Below are 17,445 nucleotides of genomic sequence, written 5' to 3'. Positions count from 1 at the left end.
TTCAGGCCTCCTGTTTCATACGACGATGTTCAAGCTGCGCGATCCACACCCGCAACAGGTTCGCACCGATAAATTTGAAGACTAAAATGACCGCCAGCGGCGTAATAACCGGTACGGTTATCGTGGCAAATAGCGCGGCGCCTGATGAGAAGTAGTTCGTCAGAATCGCGCTGCCGCTTGTCTGCCAGCAGGCGAAAATCGCCCGTTCCTGTTCGGTAATCACGCCCTCTTCCGCCAGCTCTTTGGTCATCCCGGCGGCGGCATCCGTATTTTGTAAATTGGCGATAAGCGCCAGAGAGCAAATGCCGGGGATGCCCAGGATCGGCCTGAGTATCGGCGTCATCAACTGCTGCGCGGCGCGCAGTCCGCCCAGCCCTTCCGTCACGGAAATAATGCCGAGCGATAAAATAACCGATGGCGCCAGCTCCAGTGCGAATAAAAAGCCGTCTCTCGCCCCGGTACCGCCAGTGCCGCGAAATGAAACCGCCGTGTCGCCTGCCGCGTTAACCAGGCCAAACGCGCCATTGAGCACGGTAAAATCAAACACTCGCCACCATTCTGTACTTTTCGCGAACATGCCTGAAAAAAGGATAATGGTAATAAAAAAGGCGAGATAACCGCCCCACCCCACTTTTTGCTGCGTGTGCATCTGATGACCCATTTTTTTCTCCGGTTGGTCTTGTCCTTGTGAGATTAAAAAACCATCTATACCGGTAAGTTGAAAGCAAAAAAGGAGGGCGGGACAGCACATTCGGAAAACGTTCAGGAAAGGAGAAAGCGGATAAAACGTGGAACGCCCGATGACGTTGCGCCACCGGGCAGAATGATAATCGTGCTTAACCGTCGCTGACCTGTCCGTCCGGCCAGGCATGTACCACGGCTTTAATTAACGTCGCCAGCGGGATGGCGAAGAACACGCCCCAGAAACCCCACAGGCCGCCGAAAATCACCACCGACAGAATAATCACCAGCGGGTGCAGGTTGACGGCTTCTGAAAACAGTACCGGCACCAGCAGGTTTCCATCCAGCGCCTGAATGATCAGATACACGGCGAAGCAGCTCCAGAACTCCGTTCCGAGGCCAAACTGGAATAATGCCACGCCAATCACCGGAATGGTCACCACGAACGCGCCGATGTAGGGGATTAATACCGAGAATCCAACCAGAACCGCCAGCAGCAGCGAGTAGTTGAGACCAAAGAGCAGGAAGCCAAGCCAGGTCGCCACGCCAACCACCACCATCTCCAGCACTTTGCCGCGAATATAGTTGGTGATCTGCTGGTTCATCTCCATCCAGACCTGCCCGGCCAGCCCGCGATTGCGCGGCAGCACCCGGCGCACGGCATTCAGCATCTGCTCTTTATCTTTGATCAGGAAGAAGACCATCAGCGGCACCAGCACCAGATACACCGCCAGCGTCAGCAACCCGACCAGAGAGGCCAGGGAGTATTTCACAACCGAATCACCCAACGTCAGCATCCGGGTGCGCATGTTTTCCGCCATCGCATCAATGATCCCGGCATCCATCAGCGCCGGGTAACGGCGGGGTAACGTGGCGGCATAATCAGAGAGCTTATTGAGCATACCCGGCATATCGCGAATCAAATAGATCCCCTGCTGCCAGGCCACCGGCATCACGACAAACGCCATCAGCAGTAAAATGCCGACAAACACAATCAGTACGATTGAGGTGGCCCAACGCCGGGAGCAGCCAATCGCCTCCAGACGGACCGTAGGCCACTCCAGCAGGTAAGCGAGGACAATAGCCACCAGCAACGGCGCCAGAAGCCCACTGAAAAAGAAAAGGATGCCAAAACCGGCAACCAGGATAACCAGCAAGGCGATCGCCTCCGGGTCGCTAAAACGACGGCGATACCACTGCATCAACATCTCAAGCATAGAAACCGTTCCCTGAACCTCAATAGCGGGATTGCGATCCCGAATTGTATCTAAATGTCACAAAAAAGACTTCGCTTTTTGTTGCTGATTCAGGAAACTGAAAAGTCATTTGAGCGGGGTATTCACCACCGGGTTTCGCAGTTACACTCCCTGTGCTGGCGTGGCGGAACGATACGTCGCGGCATCGGTCAAATGGCTATATTAAAGAAAACAGGACAGAGGTCTATGTTCAGGCTGTTGAAGAAAAACCTGGTTGCTACCCTCATCGCTGCGCTGACTATCGGTCAGGTAGCCCCCGCGTTTGCAGATTCCGCAGACACGCTACCGGATATGGGGACCTCAGCAGGAAGCACGCTTTCTATCGGTCAGGAAATGCAAATGGGCGACTATTACGTTCGCCAGTTGCGCGGCAGCGCGCCGTTGATCAACGATCCGCTGTTGAGTCAGTACATCAACGCGCTGGGGATGCGTTTAGTCTCTCATGCAGACTCCGTGAAAACGCCGTTCCATTTCTTTTTGATTAACAACGACGAAATCAACGCCTTCGCCTTTTTCGGCGGCAACGTTGTGCTGCATTCCGCGCTCTTTCGCTATTCCGATAACGAAAGTCAGTTAGCCTCGGTGATGGCGCACGAAATTTCCCACGTAACCCAACGCCATCTGGCGCGCGCGATGGAAGATCAAAAGCGCAGCGCTCCGCTGACCTGGGTCGGCGCCTTAGGCTCTATTCTTCTGGCGATGGCCAGCCCACAGGCCGGTATGGCGGCGCTGACCGGTACACTGGCGGGAACGCGTCAGGGGATGATCAGCTTCACTCAACAAAACGAACAGGAAGCAGACCGAATCGGTATTCAGGTGCTGCAACGTTCAGGGTTCGATCCGCAAGCGATGCCGACGTTCCTGGAAAAACTGCTCGACCAGGCGCGCTACTCCACGCGTCCTCCCGAAATTTTGCTGACGCACCCCCTGCCGGAAAGCCGTCTGGCGGATGCCCGCAACCGTGCAAACCAGATGCGCCCGGTGGTAGTGGAATCGTCTGAAGATTTTTATCTGGCGAAGGCGCGTACGCTGGGGATGTACAATTCGGGCCGTAATCAGCTTACCAGCGACCTGCTCGACGCATGGGAAAAAGGAAACGTGCGCCAACAGCGTGCGGCGCAATATGGCCGGGCGCTACAGGCGATGGAAGCCAGCAAGTACGACGAAGCTCGCAAAGCGCTGCAACCGTTGCTGACGGCTGAACCGAATAACGCGTGGTATCTCGACCTGGCGACCGATATCGATCTGGGGCAGAAGAAAACCAGCGAAGCGATTAACCGTCTGAAAAATGCCCGCGATCTGCGCGCAAACCCGGTATTGCAGCTAAACCTGGCGAATGCTTATTTACAGGGCGGGCAAGCCCGAGAAGCCACGACCATCCTCAATCGCTACACCTTCAACAATAAAGACGACGGCAACGGCTGGGATCTCCTGGCACAGGCTGAAGCGGCGCTCAATAACCGCGATCAGGAGCTGGCGGCGCGCGCCGAAGGCTATGCGCTGGCCGGGCGACTGGATCAGGCGATCTCTATGCTCAGCAGCGCAAGTTCTCAGGTCAAGCTGGGCAGCCAGCAACAGGCGCGTTACGATGCCCGTATCGACCAGCTTCGCCAGTTGCAGGAACGCTTTAAGCCATACACCAAAATGTAGTATTCGTTCTGTTGCCGGGTGGCGACGCTATCGCGTCTTATCCGGCCTACAGTTCGCGCGAAAGGAGAAATCATGTCTGATGCAGTAAAAATCTACCACAACCCGCGTTGTTCAAAGAGCCGCGACACGCTGAGCCTGCTGAAATCCAACGGCGTTGAACCGGAAGTGGTGCTTTACCTGGAAACACCTGCCGACGCGGCAACGCTGCGTGAACTGCTGCGTATGTTAGGGATGTCCAGCGCACGCGAACTGATGCGCCAGAAAGAAGATCTCTACAAGTCACTCAATCTGGCCGACAGCCATCTGAGCGAAGAGGCGCTGATTCAGGCGATGGTGGAAAACCCGAAACTGATGGAGCGACCGATTGTCGTCGCCAACGGTCAGGCTCGTATTGGCCGCCCGCCGGAGCAGGTGCTGGAAATCGTGAGCTAATCCATGCGCCGCAGCGCTTCCAGAAAGTCCTGCGGCGTACAATCCCCCAGTTTTTTCTGTGTCTTACCACGGTTGTAGCATTCACATAAGCGGATAAGCAGCTCGCTGGCAGATTCACTATTTAGCCGGGGAACAATCTCATTTAGCGGTACTGTCACCGGCACCCAACCGGGAATCGTACCGGTTATTTGGCATGATATATCGCGCGTCGCCAGGTGCGTTTTTAGCTGTGGGCATATGCGATCAGAAATATTTGTCTCAATAGATTGTATATCAGCCGGGCAGGTTTCCAGCAATTCATCCAGCCAGACCACGACCCGCTGCGGTGAAATACCCGCATACAGTCGGGCAAAGCACCAGCCGCTCATCGGCTCGCGCACCCAGAACAAATGATGTTCGCCACCGTCGTCCATATGCAACGAGAGTGGAAGGTGATACAGCGCCAGATGATTCGGCAGCATCCCGAATTTTAACGCTTTTTTCCCTTGTAACGACGCCCGCTGTCGCCGAGGTGTCGCCGGTTTAAGATAACGATTCAACGTCGCGCGCGACACAACAATGCCCAGCACCTCGTTCACCAACAATAAGAGGTCATCCAGCGGCGCACCTGTTGCGTCACGCAAGGCGTTCACCAGAACAACCTGTTCTTGTCTCATCGCTTTGTATATCGTCTTCGGCGTAGTTTGCCCATCACTAATCCGATCACGATGTCGCCATCGCCTCACAGTCGTAACAGAAATCCCAAGCTCGGCGGCAAGCTCTCTGTCGCTTTTTTCAGACTGCTGAAGATAGCGACGAATACGCGGTGTGGTAGTGGCATTGGCGTGCAATTTTATTTCCATCGCAAGAATCCCTGTCGATTTTCAGATAATTAATCTTATGAGATTTATATGTTAATCGCGATCACATTGTGAGCTATTTCACCTTTCGTTCACACGCCTTCGCAGATAATCCTCATGCATAGCACACACAACGTGAGTTAATCTTGTACGGAGTTCACAATGAACAATGTTCTGGGATTTCTTGAAGCAAAACTGATGCCTCTGGCGGCGAAAACCGCTCAGCAGCGGCATCTCGGCGCGATTCGTGGCGCATACGTTTCGTTTATGCCGTTTATTATCGTCGGCTCTATTCTGCTGGTGATCTCCTCGTTTCCGAATCAAAACTATCAGCAGTTTATGTCTCAGGCTTTTGGCGAGAGCTGGAGTGCGATTATTGAGATCCCGTTTAACGCGGTGTTCTCAACGATGTCGCTGTTTATCAGTTTCCTGGTCGCATTTCGTCTGGCGGAACACTACGGCGAAGATCGCATCTCCTGCGGCATTTTGGCGCTGGTCTGTTTTCTGATCCTTACACCGTTTATCAAAGTGGCGGAAAACGGCGGTATTACCGTGATCCCCGTAGAATGGATTGGCACAAAAGGATTGTTCGTCGCGATGATCGGTTCGCTGCTGTGGACTGAACTTTTCTGCTGGCTAAAGCGTAAAAATCTGGTGATCAAAATGCCAGAAGGTGTGCCACCGGCGGTGCAAGAATCTTTTGCCGCGCTGATCCCCGCCTTACTGGTCATGATACTGGTACTGAGCATTCGCATCTTGTTTGAAAACACCCATTACCAGACCATCCATCAGTTTATTTACGAAGTGGTCGCCACACCGATTCGTCATTACGGCACCTCTTACTTTGGCGCGCTGATGACAGTGTTCAGCATCACTATTTTGTGGTCGGTCGGTATCAACTCCGGCTCAATGGTTAACGGCATCATCCGTCCGCTGTGGATGGAAAACCAGACCGACAACATTGCGGCTATTCAGGCTGGCACCACACCCCCACACATCATTACGGAACAGTTTTTTGACATGATTTGGATGGGCGGCGCGGGCGCAACGTTGTCGCTGGTGTTAGCCATGCTTTTCTTTGCGCGCAGTAAAAACATGCGGGAAGTGGCGCGGCTCGGTGCTGGAGCGTCTGTGTTCAACATCAACGAACCGATTCTGTTCGGTCTGCCGGTGATAATGAATCCGATAATGCTGATCCCCTTCAACCTGGTGCCGCTGGTGCTGGTCACCGTACAGTATACCGCGATGAAGCTCGGCGCAGTCGCCGTCACCACGGGCGTCTTTATTCCGTGGACGCTGCCGCCAGTCATTAGCGGTTTTATCGTTACCGGACATATTAGCGGCAGCGTCATGCAGCTCATTAACCTGCTGATTGGCGCAATGCTGTATCTGCCCTTTATGCGGATCGTCGATAAACAGTACCGCGCGGCGGAACTGGCTGCCGTAACGCAGCCCGATGCACCACTTGCAAAACAGGAGTAAACCATGTGGGGAATTATCGCAACCTGGCGAATGGCGCTTGAAGGTGTGGCGGAATCCGCGTCTGCACTGGCTGCGGGAAACCCGGTCGCAATGGCGGTGGTAGACGCCGTCGCAACCGTTGAGGACTTTCCGTTTTATAAATCCGTGGGCTATGGCGGACTGCCTACTGAAAATGGCGAGGTCGAACTGGATGCCGCCTATATGGACGGCGATACCCTGGCGTTTGGGGCGGTCGGGAATCTGGTGGATATTGCCAACCCGGTGCGCGTCGCACATGCGTTAAGCCGCCAGCGCTATAACTGTCTGCTGGTTGGCCAGGGTGCGCGTGAATGGGCACTGAGCCAGGGGTTTGCGGATAAAACCATGCTCACCGACAGAGCCATCCAGCACTATCAAAAACGCTGCCGGGAGACGCTGGATAAAGGCTTAAGTCCATATAACGGCCACGATACGGTCGGCATTATTGGTCTGGATAAACTGGGGTCGATGAGCGTTGCCACCTCCACCAGCGGCCTGTTTATGAAAAAACGCGGCCGCATTGGCGACTCTCCGGTTATTGGTTCCGGCTTCTATTGCGACAGTGAAGTCGGCGCGGCGACGGCAACGGGCGTCGGTGAAGATCTGATGAAAGGCTGCGCCAGCTATGAAATTGTTCGTCGCATGGCGCAGGGGATGACACCGCAACAAGCGGCTGATTCTGTCGTGTTTGAGCTGGAAGATAAATTGATGTCGCGATTTGGTCGCACAGGCGACCTCTCTGTGGTCTGCATGAACCGTAAAGGCGAGTTTGGCGCAGCCACTAACATCAAAACATTCTCGTTCGTTGTCGCTACCGCACGCCAACCGCTCACCGTATTTCGCGCCGAACGCCAGCACGAGAAGACCCATTATCACCCCGTCGATGAAGAATGGATGCAAGACTATGCCGCGCGGATACGTGCTCCAGTCGAGGAAGAGAAATGATTTCATACCAACTGATTTGCTCACCAGCAGAGGTTCAACCACAAGGCCATCTTATCGCACCTCCTGGCTGTTCGTTATTGCGGGATTCCGCTCTGCTCGCGGAAATGCACGTACTGGCGCAAGATAAAGTAGCGGATACCCGCTTTGGCTGCGCGCCTTTTACGCGAATTACCCTGTTGCCTGATGCGCTCTGGCAGGACAGCCTGACCGAAGGTTTACTCAATGCGATACGACCGCTGCTGGCCTCGCCAGTCAGCGAAAATGTGCTGATTGATGTCACCGAAATAAATGACACTGTACTGGCGCTGCTGCTGCGTTTTCTGTTCAATCAGGCGTATACGCTCAATGATTTACAATTGAAAAAAACGGATGCCACCGCCACTCGCATCCGCCATATCACCGCGTTCTGCCAGCCAGAACAATACGAGAAACGTGAAAAAATGTTCAGGCAGCAGCAGGCCATTGCCAACGGCATGGTCGCTGCAAGGCGGCTGGCGGATACCCCCTCCGATTGCTGTACGCCGCAGTTCGTGGTCAATGAGGCACAAACCCTGTGCGCCTCTTTTCCTGCGCTGCACTGTGAAGTCCTTGATGAACAACAAATTGTTGAACAAGGCCTCGGACTGCTCCATGCAGTTGGCAAAGGAGCGACCTGTCCACCGCGTTTGCTTGCCATTCATTACAACGGCATAAGTGACGGCCCGGTACGCTGCTATATAGGTAAAGGGATAACGTTTGATACCGGTGGCCTGTGGTTGAAAGAGGGCGCGGGTATGTACACCATGAAATATGACATGTGTGGCGCAGCCAACGTGTTGGGACTGCTCCTGACGGTTGCGGAGTTAAAACTGCCCGTACGCATAATGGGCGTACTGGCGCTGGCTGAAAACGCGATCGGCCCGAACGCAATGCAGCCTGGCAGCGTTGCTCGCGCCTGCAACGGTATGACAGTGGAAATCAATAACACCGACGCCGAAGGACGGCTGGTGCTGGCCGACGCCATTGCATGGACGAGCCAACGACAGCCGCAGGCCCGTTATATCATCGACATGGCCACCTTGACCGGTGCGGTGGTGAAAGCGCTTGGCTACGAACTCAGCGGGCTGATGACTCAGGACGATGCGTTAAGACAGGCGCTAACAGAGGCTGGGCGGCAGAGCGGAGATGAAGTCTGGTCTTTACCTCTGGATGCACGACTGAAAAAGCAGACCGAAAGCGCCATAGCCGATCTCTGTAATACGCCGACGAACAATGCGGCAATCAGCGCTTCCGCAGCCTGGTTACTGCATCATTTTTGCCCGTCGGATATCCCGTGGGCACATCTGGACATTAGCGGTACGGCGCTATGGCGAGAAAACGGCAGAAGCGTCGCGTCCGGCAGGCCGATTCCACTGCTGGTTGAGCACTTACTGGAAGATATTGCCTGAGTTTTTTGCCCGGCCACCGGGCAAAAGCGACAGCGTTACAGCGTCAGAATCTCTTTAACGAACGGAATGGTGAGTTTACGCTGTGCGGTGATTGAGGCGTGATCGAGCTGATCCAGCGTAATAAATAGCGTACGCATCTCGCGATCCAGCCGCTTCAACAGAAAACGCCCGACATCTTCCGGCAGTTCAAACCCACGCAGTCTGGCGCGCAGTTGTAACGCCTGGAGTTTGTCTTCATCAGAGAGAGGTTGCAGCTTGTAGATTTGCCCCCAGTCCAGACGAGAAGCCAGATCGGGTAATCCCAGCTTTAACTGACGTGGAGGGCGATCGCCGGTGATCAGCAGGCGCGTTTTTCCCGACTCAAGGATGCGGTTATAGAGATCAAAGATCGCCATTTCCCACAGTTCATCTCCGGCGACACATTCAATATTGTCAATACACACCAGCGACAAATGTTCCATGCCGTCAAGCACTTCCGGTACAAACCAGGTGCGCTTATCCAGCGGCACATAGCCTACCGCGTCGCCGCGTTGCGACAGTTCAGCACACGCCGCGTGCAGCAGATGGCTACGGCCCGCGCCTTCACGCGACCAGAGATAAATATATCCGCTATGTTCCTGACGCAGCACGTTTTGCAGTGCAGCCAGTAAAGAGGCGTTATCCCCCGGCCAGAAACTTGCGAAAGTTTCGTCGTCAGGAAGATAAAGTGGCAGAGAGAGCTGTGCCGGAGTGTTCAGAGATACCTCAATCCAGGATTCCATAAAATCGCGATGAGTTTACCACAGAATTCCATCACGATAGAACCGGGCAGCAAGCACTGCCCGGTTTCAGGATTATTGCTGCGGCGTATCCGCGTCTTTCGCATCCAGCACCACTTCTTCCGGGCGCAGAACGCTGATCAGTTTGAAGATCAGGCTCAGGCCGATCCCAACAATGGTCGCCAGCGCCATTCCTTTCAGTTCAGCCGCGCCAATATGCACTTTCGCGCCGCTGACGCCGATGATCAAAATCACCGAGGTCAGGATCAGGTTCTGCGCTTTGTTGTAATCGACTTTTGATTCAATCAATACGCGAATACCGGATGCGCCGATCACGCCGTACAACAGCAGCGATACGCCGCCCATTACCGGCAGCGGGATTATCTGAATCGCAGCGGCCAGTTTACCCACGCAGGAGAGCAGAATGGCAAAAATCGCTGCGCCGCCGATAACCCAGGTGCTGTACACGCGGGTGATCGCCATAACACCGATGTTTTCACCGTAGGTGGTGTTCGGCGTAGAACCGAAGAACCCGGAAATCATCGTTGATAACCCGTTGGCAAACATCGAACGATGCAGGCCAGGGTCACGAACCAGATCCTTTTTAACGATGTTCGCCGTCACGACCAGGTGGCCTACGTGTTCGGCAATCACCACCAGCGCCGCTGGCAGAATTGTCAGAATGGCAAACCATTCAAAGCGCGGCGTATAGAACGTCGGCAGCGCGAACCAGTGCGCTTCGGCAATCGGCGCGGTATCCACCACTCCCATTGCAAATGACAGCGCATAGCCTGCCAGCACGCCGATCAGGATCGGGATAATGGCCAGGAAACCCCGGAACAGCACGGAGCCAAAGACCGTCACCGCCAGGGTCACAAGGGAGATGGTAATGGTTTTGGTATCCGGGGATTGCCCTTCAGCAGGCAGTAACCCGGCCATACCCGCAGCCACGCCCGCCAGTTCCAGACCGATAACGGCAACGATTGCGCCCATCGCCGCAGGCGGGAACATCACGTCCAGCCAGCCGGTTCCGGCTTTCTTCACGATAAAAGAGACCAGGCAGAACAGCACGCCGCACATGATAAAACCGCCCAGCGCCACTTCATACCCCAGCGGCAACAGCAGCAGAACCGGCGAAATAAAGGCAAAGCTCGACCCTAAATATGCAGGGATTTTACCTTTACAAATAAAGAGATACAGCAACGTACCGATGCCGTTAAACAGCAGAACGGTAGCCGGGTTAATATGAAACAGGACTGGCACCAGCACGGTTGCGCCAAACATGGCGAACAAATGCTGCAAACTAAGCGGGATTGTCTGTAAAAGCGGCGGTCTTTCACTTACCCCGATAGCACGGCGCGTCATAGTGTTTTCCTCTGAGTGTTGTATGTTATGGGTGTTTTATTCAAAAAAAAGCCGACTCTTAAAGTCGGCTCTTTATTATTCATTCACTTACTTCGTACCAAAGATCTTATCGCCGGCATCGCCGAGGCCCGGAATAATGTATCCGTGCTCGTTAAGTCCCTTATCAATCGATGCGGTGTACAGCTCAACATCCGGGTGCGCTTTCTCCAGCGCCGCAATGCCTTCCGGCGCAGCAACCAGCACCAGAACTTTAATGCTGTGGCAGCCTGCGTTTTTCAGCAGATCGATCGTCGCAATCATTGAACCACCGGTTGCCAGCATCGGGTCAACCACCAGCGCCATACGCTCATCGATGTTGGATACCAGTTTCTGGAAGTACGGAACGGGCTCCAGCGTTTCTTCGTTACGGTAGATGCCCACCACGCTGATACGCGCGCTCGGCACATGCTCCAGGACGCCTTCCATCATGCCCAGACCGGCACGCAGGATAGGAACCACGGTGATTTTTTTACCTTTGATTTGTTCGATTTCAACCGGGCCATTCCAGCCGTCGATGGTTACCGTTTCGGTTTCCAGGTCTGCGGTCGCTTCATAGGTCAGCAGGCTGCCTACTTCCGAGGCGAGTTCACGAAAGCGTTTGGTGCTAATATCGTTTTCACGCATCAGACCCAGCTTGTGTTTGACGAGTGGGTGTTTGACTTCCACGATCTTCATACTCTTCTCCTTTCCTCAGACGAGTGGCAACCACAAAAAAAATCGCCGGATTATACCGCTTTTCCTCTCTGGCGCAACACAACGTATGCTTGACATGGATCAACCAAAGTGACATACGTCTGGAGAATGAGTATAAAACACGCCCCGCACAGATGGCGGGGCTGAATAACAACGCATTGAATCTTAAATGTTTTCTCCGTTGTTTTTAATCACATTTTGATACCAGGCAAAAGATCTCTTCGGATGGCGCGCTAACGTCCCGCTGCCGTCATTATTTTTATCGACATAGATAAAGCCATAACGTTTTTTCATCTCGCCCGTCCCCGCCGACACCAAATCAATGCAGCCCCACGGGGTGTAACCCATCAAATCAACGCCATCTTCCACAACGGCTTTTTTCATTTCACGAATGTGCGCTGCGAGATAGTCGATACGATACCGATCGTCAACGGAACCATCTGCCTGCTGAATATCTATCGCCCCAAAGCCGTTCTCGACAATAAACAACGGTAGCTGGTAGTGATCCCAGAACCAGTTGAGCGAGTAGCGTAACCCCACAGGATCGATCTGCCAGCCCCAGTCCGACTTCTGCACATACGGATTGGAGACCAGACTTTTCGTTTCGTCGTAATCGAGCTGTGGGTTATCTGCGGTTGCTTTCGTGGCAAAAGACATGTAATAGCTGAAACCGATATAGTCGACGCAGCCCTGTAACAACGCCGCGCGATCTTCATCGGTGATATCCAGCGCAAAGCCCCGACGCGCAAAGTAGTTGAGGATATGCTGCGGATATTTCCCGCGCACATGCACATCCGTAAACCAGTAGCGACGGTGCATCGCGTTCATCGCCATCATCATATCGTCCGGCGCGCAGGTCAGCGGATAGATCGGACACATGGCGATCATGCAGCCAACCTGCAATGCCGGGTTGATCTCCCGCGCCGCTTTCACCGCCAGCGCGCTGGCGACCAGCTCATAGTGCGCCGCCTGATACATCACCGGTTCACGATCTTCGCCCGGCAGGTATTTCAGCCCCGAGTTGGTGAACGGCGCGAAATCTTCGTGATAATTGGCCTGGTTGTTGATCTCATTGAAGGTCATCCAGTATTTCACTTTGTGCTGATAGCGGGTAAATACCACTTTCGCGAAGCGCACGAAGAAATCGATCAGCTTACGGTTACGCCAGCCGCCATATTCCGTGACCAGATGGTAAGGCATTTCAAAATGCGACAGCGTAATCACCGGCTCAATACCGTACTTCAGGCATTCATCAAACAGGGCGTCATAAAACTGCAAACCCGCTTCATTTGGCTGTAATTCATCCCCCTGCGGGAAAATGCGCGTCCAGGCGATAGAGGTGCGAAAACATTTAAAGCCCATCTCGGCAAAGAGCTTAATATCGTCTTTGTAGCGGTGATAGAAATCGATAGCCTCATGGTTAGGATAATTTTTCCCGGCGATCACGCCGTCGGTAATTTCCCGCGGAACGCCATGCGCACCGGCGGTCATTACATCCGCCACGCTAATCCCCTTTCCGCCTTCCTGCCAGCCGCCTTCTAACTGGTGAGCGGCAACGGCGCCGCCCCACATGAAATTCGCTTTAAATCCAGACATACGTTTCCCTCATTGTAATTGCAATGTTAACGCCGCTACGCTGACAACCCGAAGCAAAACAGAAACCGGTTTCAGTACGATACTGTGCATAACTGGCGCAGGTTTCAAGCACGTTAATGAACCCGGTTTCATTTTCGTGGAGCAGTTCAAACAAATGGGTACACAACGGTAAAACGCTGAAAAATTCGGCAGATAAAAACGGATGCAGAGCAGGCTCGCAAACGTTTGCTTTCCCTGTTAGAATTGCGCCGAATTTAATTTTCACCGCAAGTAACGCGTGGGGACCTAAGCAGTGACCGACAAAACCTCTCTTAGCTATAAAGATGCCGGTGTTGATATTGACGCTGGTAATGCTCTGGTTGATCGAATCAAAGGCGTAGTGAAGAAAACTCGCCGCCCGGAAGTCATGGGTGGTTTGGGTGGCTTCGGCGCGCTGTGCGCATTGCCGCAAAAATATCGTGAGCCTGTACTGGTTTCCGGCACTGACGGCGTAGGGACAAAACTGCGTCTGGCGATGGATCTGAAACGCCACGACACCATCGGGATCGACCTGGTGGCGATGTGCGTCAACGATCTGGTCGTTCAGGGCGCGGAGCCGCTGTTCTTCCTGGATTACTACGCGACCGGCAAGCTGGACGTCGATACCGCCGCCAGCGTGATCAACGGTATTGCCGAAGGTTGTCTGCAATCAGGCTGCGCGCTGGTCGGCGGCGAAACCGCTGAAATGCCAGGGATGTATCATGGCGAAGATTACGATGTCGCCGGTTTCTGCGTCGGCGTGGTGGAAAAATCAGAAATTATCGACGGTTCCAAAGTGGCCGATGGCGATGTGCTGATTGCCCTTGGCTCCAGCGGCCCGCACTCCAACGGCTATTCTCTGGTGCGCAAGATCGTTGAAGTCAGCGGTTGCGACCCGGAAAACACCGAGCTGGAAGGCAAACCGTTAGCCGATCACCTGCTGGCGCCAACCCGCATTTATGTGAAGTCCATTCTGGAACTGATTGAAAAAGTCGATGTGCACGCCATCGCCCACCTGACCGGCGGCGGTTTCTGGGAAAATATTCCTCGCGTATTGCCGGACAACACCCAGGCGGTGATTGACGAATCTTCCTGGCAATGGCCAGCCGTCTTCAACTGGCTGCAAACCGCAGGCAACGTCAGCCAGCATGAAATGTATCGCACCTTCAACTGCGGCGTCGGGATGGTGATCGCCCTGCCGGAAGCGGAAGTGGATAACGCCCTCGCCCTGCTGAAAGCAAAAGGTGAAAACGCCTGGAAAATCGGTATCATTAAAGCTTCTGATTCCGAACAGCGCGTGGTTATTCAATGATGAATCTTGTGGTGCTTATTTCCGGCAACGGAAGCAATTTGCAGGCGATTATCGATGCCTGCAAAGAGAAAAAAATCAAAGGCACCCTTCGGGCAGTATTCAGCAACAAGGCCGACGCGTTCGGCCTTGAACGCGCGCGTGAGGCCGGAATTCCGGCACATGCGTTAACGGCCGATCAATTCGCCAGCCGTGAAGCGTTTGACCGCGAACTGATGCGTGAAATAGACGCTTACGCCCCCGATCTCGTGGTGCTGGCGGGCTATATGCGCATCCTGAGCCCCGCGTTCGTCGCCCACTATGAGGGGCGTCTACTCAATATTCACCCTTCCCTGCTGCCAAAATACCCGGGGTTGCATACGCACCGTCAGGCGCTGGAAAACGGCGATGAAGAACACGGAACCTCTGTCCATTTTGTTACCGATGAACTCGACGGCGGCCCGGTTATTCTGCAAGCGAAGATTCCGGTCTTTGAAGGCGACAGCGAAGATGAAATTACGGCCCGCGTTCAGACGCAGGAACACGCTATCTATCCTCTGGTCGTCAGTTGGTTTGTGGATGGCCGTCTGGAAATGCGTGATAACGCCGCCTGGCTGGATGGCAATCGCCTGCCGCCGCAAGGCTATGCCGCCGAGTAATAACATTCCCTCGCAGGACGGGTAAGCGAAGCGCCATCAGGCAATCCAACGTTTCAATGCCGGGTGGCGCGTCAACGCCTTATCCGGCCTACGCCTCAGGAATTCCCCTCATCTCTTTGCTTATCTGACGGTTTATTGTCATATTTTTCTGGCACAGTTGGACATCTGAGCGCAATGCTCGCCATAATAATCAGGCAGTGTCCCGTGAATAAAACGGAGTGTGAGTTGTAATGGGTCAGGAAAAACTATACATCGAGAAAGAGCTAAGTTGGTTAGCGTTCAACGAACGCGTGCTCCAGGAAGCTGCGGATAAATCAAATCCGCTTATTGAACGCATGCGCTTCCTGGGCATCTATTCCAATAACCTTGACGAGTTCTATAAAGTTCGTTTCGCCGAACTGAAACGTCGCATCATAATCAGCGAAGAACAGGGTTCTAATTCTCATTCTCGCCATCTGCTAGGTAAGATCCAGTCCCGGGTACTAAAAGCCGACCAGGAATTCGACAGCCTGTACAACGAATTGCTGCTGGAAATGGCGCGTAATCAGATCTTCTTAATCAACGAACGCCAACTGTCGGCCAACCAGCAAAGCTGGCTGCGGCATTATTTTAAACACTACTTACGCCAACACATCACGCCAATTCTGATCAATCGCGAAACGGATTTAGTTCAGTTTCTGAAAGATGATTACACCTATCTGGCCGTAGAGATTATTCGCGGCGATGCTATCCGCTACGCGCTGCTGGAAATTCCATCCGACAAAGTGCCGCGTTTTGTGAATCTGCCGCCGGAAGCGCCGCGTCGCCGTAAGCCGATGATCCTGCTGGATAACATTTTGCGCTACTGCCTGGACGACATCTTCAAAGGCTTCTTTGACTACGACGCGCTGAATGCCTACTCAATGAAGATGACCCGTGATGCCGAATACGATTTGGTGCACGAGATGGAATCAAGCCTGATGGAGCTGATGTCCTCCAGCCTGAAACAACGCCTGACCGCCGAGCCGGTGCGTTTTGTTTATCAGCGCGATATGCCAAACGCGCTGGTGGAAGTGCTGCGTGAAAAGCTGACCATCTCCCGCTACGACTCCATCGTACCCGGCGGCCGGTATCACAACTTCAAAGACTTCATTAGCTTCCCCAACGTGGGCAAAGCCAATCTGGTGAACAAGCCGCTGCCGCGATTGCGCCATCTCTGGTTCGATAAAGAGAAGTTCCGCAACGGGTTCGACGCCATTCGCGAGCGCGACGTTCTGCTCTATTATCCGTACCACACTTTCGAACATGTGCTGGAATTGCTGCGCCAGGCCTCCTTTGACCCCAGCGTGCTGGCGATCAAAATCAACATCTACCGTGTGGCGAAGGATTCACGCATCATCGACTCGATGATTCACGCCGCCCATAACGGCAAGAAAGTCACCGTGGTGGTGGAATTGCAGGCGCGATTCGATGAAGAGGCGAATATCCACTGGGCGAAGCGGCTGACCGAAGCAGGCGTACATGTGATCTTCTCGGCGCCAGGCCTGAAAATTCACGCCAAACTGTTCCTCATCTCGCGTAAAGAAGGCGATGAGGTGGTGCGTTATGCGCACATCGGCACAGGGAACTTCAACGAAAAAACGGCACGCCTGTACACCGACTATTCCTTACTGACCGCCGATGCGCGTATCACGAACGAAGTCCGTCGCGTGTTCAACTTTATCGAGAACCCTTACCGCCCGGTGACGTTCGACTATTTGCTGGTCTCTCCGCAGAACTCACGACGCCTGCTGTACGAGATGATCGATAAAGAAATCGCCAACGCCCAGCAAGGTCTCCCCTCCGGCATTACGCTGAAGTTGAATAACCTGGTGGACAAGGGGCTGGTCGACCGTCTGTACGCCGCATCCAGCTCGGGTGTGCCGGTCAATCTGCTGGTTCGTGGGATGTGTTCGCTGATTCCAAATCTGGAAGGCATTAGCGACAATATCCGCGTGATCAGTATCGTGGATCGTTATCTCGAACATGACCGGGTTTATATTTTTACCAACGGCGGCGACAAGCAGGTGTATCTTTCCTCCGCTGACTGGATGACGAGAAATATCGATTACCGTATCGAAGTTGCTGCGCCGCTGCTCGACCCGTGCCTTAAGCAACGCGTGCTGGATATTATTGACATCCTGTTTAGCGACACGGTAAAAGCCCGCTACATAGATAAAGAACTGAGTAATCGCTACGTGCCGCGCGGAAATCGTCGCAAGGTGCAGTCGCAACTGGCGATTTACGACTACATCAAATCACTCGAGCAACCTGACTAACG

At 53.8% G+C, this 17,445-nt stretch carries 15 protein-coding genes; 8 read left to right on the top strand and 7 right to left on the bottom strand.

The window, feature by feature from the left end:
* Position 1 precedes the first annotated feature (1 nt).
* Together OGV82_RS09055 and OGV82_RS09050 are read right to left on the bottom strand one after the other, a co-directional pair.
* Positions 2 to 661 carry a nucleoside recognition domain-containing protein gene (locus OGV82_RS09055; RefSeq protein ID WP_024130126.1) on the bottom strand — a complete coding sequence of 220 codons (660 nt, stop codon included), beginning with the start codon at positions 659 to 661 and terminating at the stop codon, positions 2 to 4.
* 175 nt (positions 662 to 836) lie between these two features.
* Entirely contained in the window at positions 837 to 1,898 is a 1,062-nt protein-coding gene (locus OGV82_RS09050; RefSeq protein WP_012131296.1) for an AI-2E family transporter, read from the bottom strand.
* Between the two features lie 225 nt (positions 1,899 to 2,123).
* Here OGV82_RS09050 and bepA point away from each other — a divergent pair, with 225 nt between their 5' ends.
* Positions 2,124 to 3,587, top strand: coding sequence for a beta-barrel assembly-enhancing protease (gene bepA / locus OGV82_RS09045; RefSeq protein ID WP_024130125.1), 1,464 nt, complete (start codon positions 2,124 to 2,126; stop codon positions 3,585 to 3,587).
* 72 nt (positions 3,588 to 3,659) lie between these two features.
* Positions 3,660 to 4,019: an arsenate reductase (glutaredoxin) gene (gene arsC / locus OGV82_RS09040; protein WP_012131294.1), complete on the top strand. Its 360-nt coding sequence runs from the start codon at positions 3,660 to 3,662 to the stop codon at positions 4,017 to 4,019.
* Here the strand turns inward: arsC and OGV82_RS09035 are convergent.
* Positions 4,016 to 4,861, bottom strand: a complete 846-nt coding sequence (locus OGV82_RS09035) for a helix-turn-helix domain-containing protein (RefSeq protein WP_101744319.1) — start codon at positions 4,859 to 4,861, stop codon at positions 4,016 to 4,018. The genes arsC and OGV82_RS09035 overlap by 4 nt on opposite strands.
* 159 nt (positions 4,862 to 5,020) lie before the next feature.
* Here OGV82_RS09035 and celB point away from each other — a divergent pair, with 159 nt between their 5' ends.
* From celB to OGV82_RS09020, 3 genes are read left to right on the top strand one after another with little or no spacing between them, the layout of a single operon-like run.
* Complete coding sequence (gene celB, locus OGV82_RS09030; RefSeq protein ID WP_101744318.1) at positions 5,021 to 6,340, top strand: PTS cellobiose transporter subunit IIC; 1,320 nt, start codon at positions 5,021 to 5,023, stop codon at positions 6,338 to 6,340.
* 3 nt (positions 6,341 to 6,343) lie between these two features.
* Positions 6,344 to 7,303 carry a glycosylasparaginase gene (locus OGV82_RS09025; RefSeq protein WP_012131290.1) on the top strand — a complete coding sequence of 320 codons (960 nt, stop codon included), beginning with the start codon at positions 6,344 to 6,346 and terminating at the stop codon, positions 7,301 to 7,303.
* Positions 7,300 to 8,730: a leucyl aminopeptidase family protein gene (locus OGV82_RS09020; RefSeq protein WP_024130124.1), complete on the top strand. Its 1,431-nt coding sequence runs from the start codon at positions 7,300 to 7,302 to the stop codon at positions 8,728 to 8,730. Before OGV82_RS09025 ends, OGV82_RS09020 begins: the two co-directional genes overlap by 4 nt.
* Before the next feature lie 35 nt (positions 8,731 to 8,765).
* Here the strand turns inward: OGV82_RS09020 and OGV82_RS09015 are convergent, their stop codons facing one another.
* The 4 genes from OGV82_RS09015 to OGV82_RS09000 all read right to left on the bottom strand — a co-directional run bounded on the left by OGV82_RS09015 (position 8,766) and on the right by OGV82_RS09000 (position 13,181).
* Positions 8,766 to 9,467 carry a DnaA inactivator Hda gene (locus OGV82_RS09015; protein ID WP_213164963.1) on the bottom strand — a complete coding sequence of 234 codons (702 nt, stop codon included), beginning with the start codon at positions 9,465 to 9,467 and terminating at the stop codon, positions 8,766 to 8,768.
* A 96-nt stretch (positions 9,468 to 9,563) separates the two neighbouring features.
* Positions 9,564 to 10,853, bottom strand: a complete 1,290-nt coding sequence (gene uraA / locus OGV82_RS09010; RefSeq protein ID WP_012131287.1) for a uracil permease — start codon at positions 10,851 to 10,853, stop codon at positions 9,564 to 9,566.
* An 87-nt stretch (positions 10,854 to 10,940) separates the two neighbouring features.
* On the bottom strand, positions 10,941 to 11,567 hold the full coding sequence (gene upp, locus OGV82_RS09005) for a uracil phosphoribosyltransferase (protein ID WP_012131286.1): 627 nt from the start codon (positions 11,565 to 11,567) through the stop codon (positions 10,941 to 10,943).
* Between the two features lie 183 nt (positions 11,568 to 11,750).
* Complete coding sequence (locus OGV82_RS09000) at positions 11,751 to 13,181, bottom strand: 6-phospho-beta-glucosidase (RefSeq protein WP_047462059.1); 1,431 nt, start codon at positions 13,179 to 13,181, stop codon at positions 11,751 to 11,753.
* Positions 13,182 to 13,473: 292 nt separating this feature from the next.
* Between OGV82_RS09000 and purM the strand changes: the two genes are divergently transcribed.
* The 3 genes from purM to ppk1 all read left to right on the top strand — a co-directional run bounded on the left by purM (position 13,474) and on the right by ppk1 (position 17,443).
* Positions 13,474 to 14,511: a phosphoribosylformylglycinamidine cyclo-ligase gene (gene purM, locus OGV82_RS08995; RefSeq protein ID WP_024130122.1), complete on the top strand. Its 1,038-nt coding sequence runs from the start codon at positions 13,474 to 13,476 to the stop codon at positions 14,509 to 14,511.
* Positions 14,511 to 15,146, top strand: coding sequence for a phosphoribosylglycinamide formyltransferase (gene purN, locus OGV82_RS08990; protein WP_077956824.1), 636 nt, complete (start codon positions 14,511 to 14,513; stop codon positions 15,144 to 15,146). The genes purM and purN overlap by 1 nt, the downstream gene beginning before the upstream one ends.
* Before the next feature lie 230 nt (positions 15,147 to 15,376).
* A complete protein-coding gene (ppk1, locus tag OGV82_RS08985) occupies positions 15,377 to 17,443 on the top strand; it encodes a polyphosphate kinase 1 (RefSeq protein ID WP_012131280.1) in 2,067 nt (688 codons plus the stop codon).
* The last annotated feature ends 2 nt before the right edge of the window (positions 17,444 to 17,445 follow it).

Source organism: Citrobacter sp. CK191, from assembly GCF_030333435.1.
GTDB lineage: Bacteria > Pseudomonadota > Gammaproteobacteria > Enterobacterales > Enterobacteriaceae > Citrobacter_B > Citrobacter_B koseri.
The sequence above is the reverse complement of the archived record's forward strand: the minus strand, read 5'-3'. Positions and strand labels throughout refer to the sequence as shown.

Coding starts and splice junctions, on each gene's coding strand:
- bepA (WP_024130125.1), top strand. CDS start 2,124: ATGTTCAGGCTGTTGAAGAAAAACCTGGTTGCTACCCTCATCGCTGCG.
- uraA (WP_012131287.1), bottom strand. CDS start 10,853: ATGACGCGCCGTGCTATCGGGGTAAGTGAAAGACCGCCGCTTTTACAG.
- purN (WP_077956824.1), top strand. CDS start 14,511: ATGAATCTTGTGGTGCTTATTTCCGGCAACGGAAGCAATTTGCAGGCG.
- celB (WP_101744318.1), top strand. CDS start 5,021: ATGAACAATGTTCTGGGATTTCTTGAAGCAAAACTGATGCCTCTGGCG.
- OGV82_RS09020 (WP_024130124.1), top strand. CDS start 7,300: ATGATTTCATACCAACTGATTTGCTCACCAGCAGAGGTTCAACCACAA.
- arsC (WP_012131294.1), top strand. CDS start 3,660: ATGTCTGATGCAGTAAAAATCTACCACAACCCGCGTTGTTCAAAGAGC.
- OGV82_RS09035 (WP_101744319.1), bottom strand. CDS start 4,861: ATGGAAATAAAATTGCACGCCAATGCCACTACCACACCGCGTATTCGT.
- OGV82_RS09050 (WP_012131296.1), bottom strand. CDS start 1,898: ATGCTTGAGATGTTGATGCAGTGGTATCGCCGTCGTTTTAGCGACCCG.
- OGV82_RS09025 (WP_012131290.1), top strand. CDS start 6,344: ATGTGGGGAATTATCGCAACCTGGCGAATGGCGCTTGAAGGTGTGGCG.
- OGV82_RS09055 (WP_024130126.1), bottom strand. CDS start 661: ATGGGTCATCAGATGCACACGCAGCAAAAAGTGGGGTGGGGCGGTTAT.
- upp (WP_012131286.1), bottom strand. CDS start 11,567: ATGAAGATCGTGGAAGTCAAACACCCACTCGTCAAACACAAGCTGGGT.
- OGV82_RS09000 (WP_047462059.1), bottom strand. CDS start 13,181: ATGTCTGGATTTAAAGCGAATTTCATGTGGGGCGGCGCCGTTGCCGCT.
- ppk1 (WP_012131280.1), top strand. CDS start 15,377: ATGGGTCAGGAAAAACTATACATCGAGAAAGAGCTAAGTTGGTTAGCG.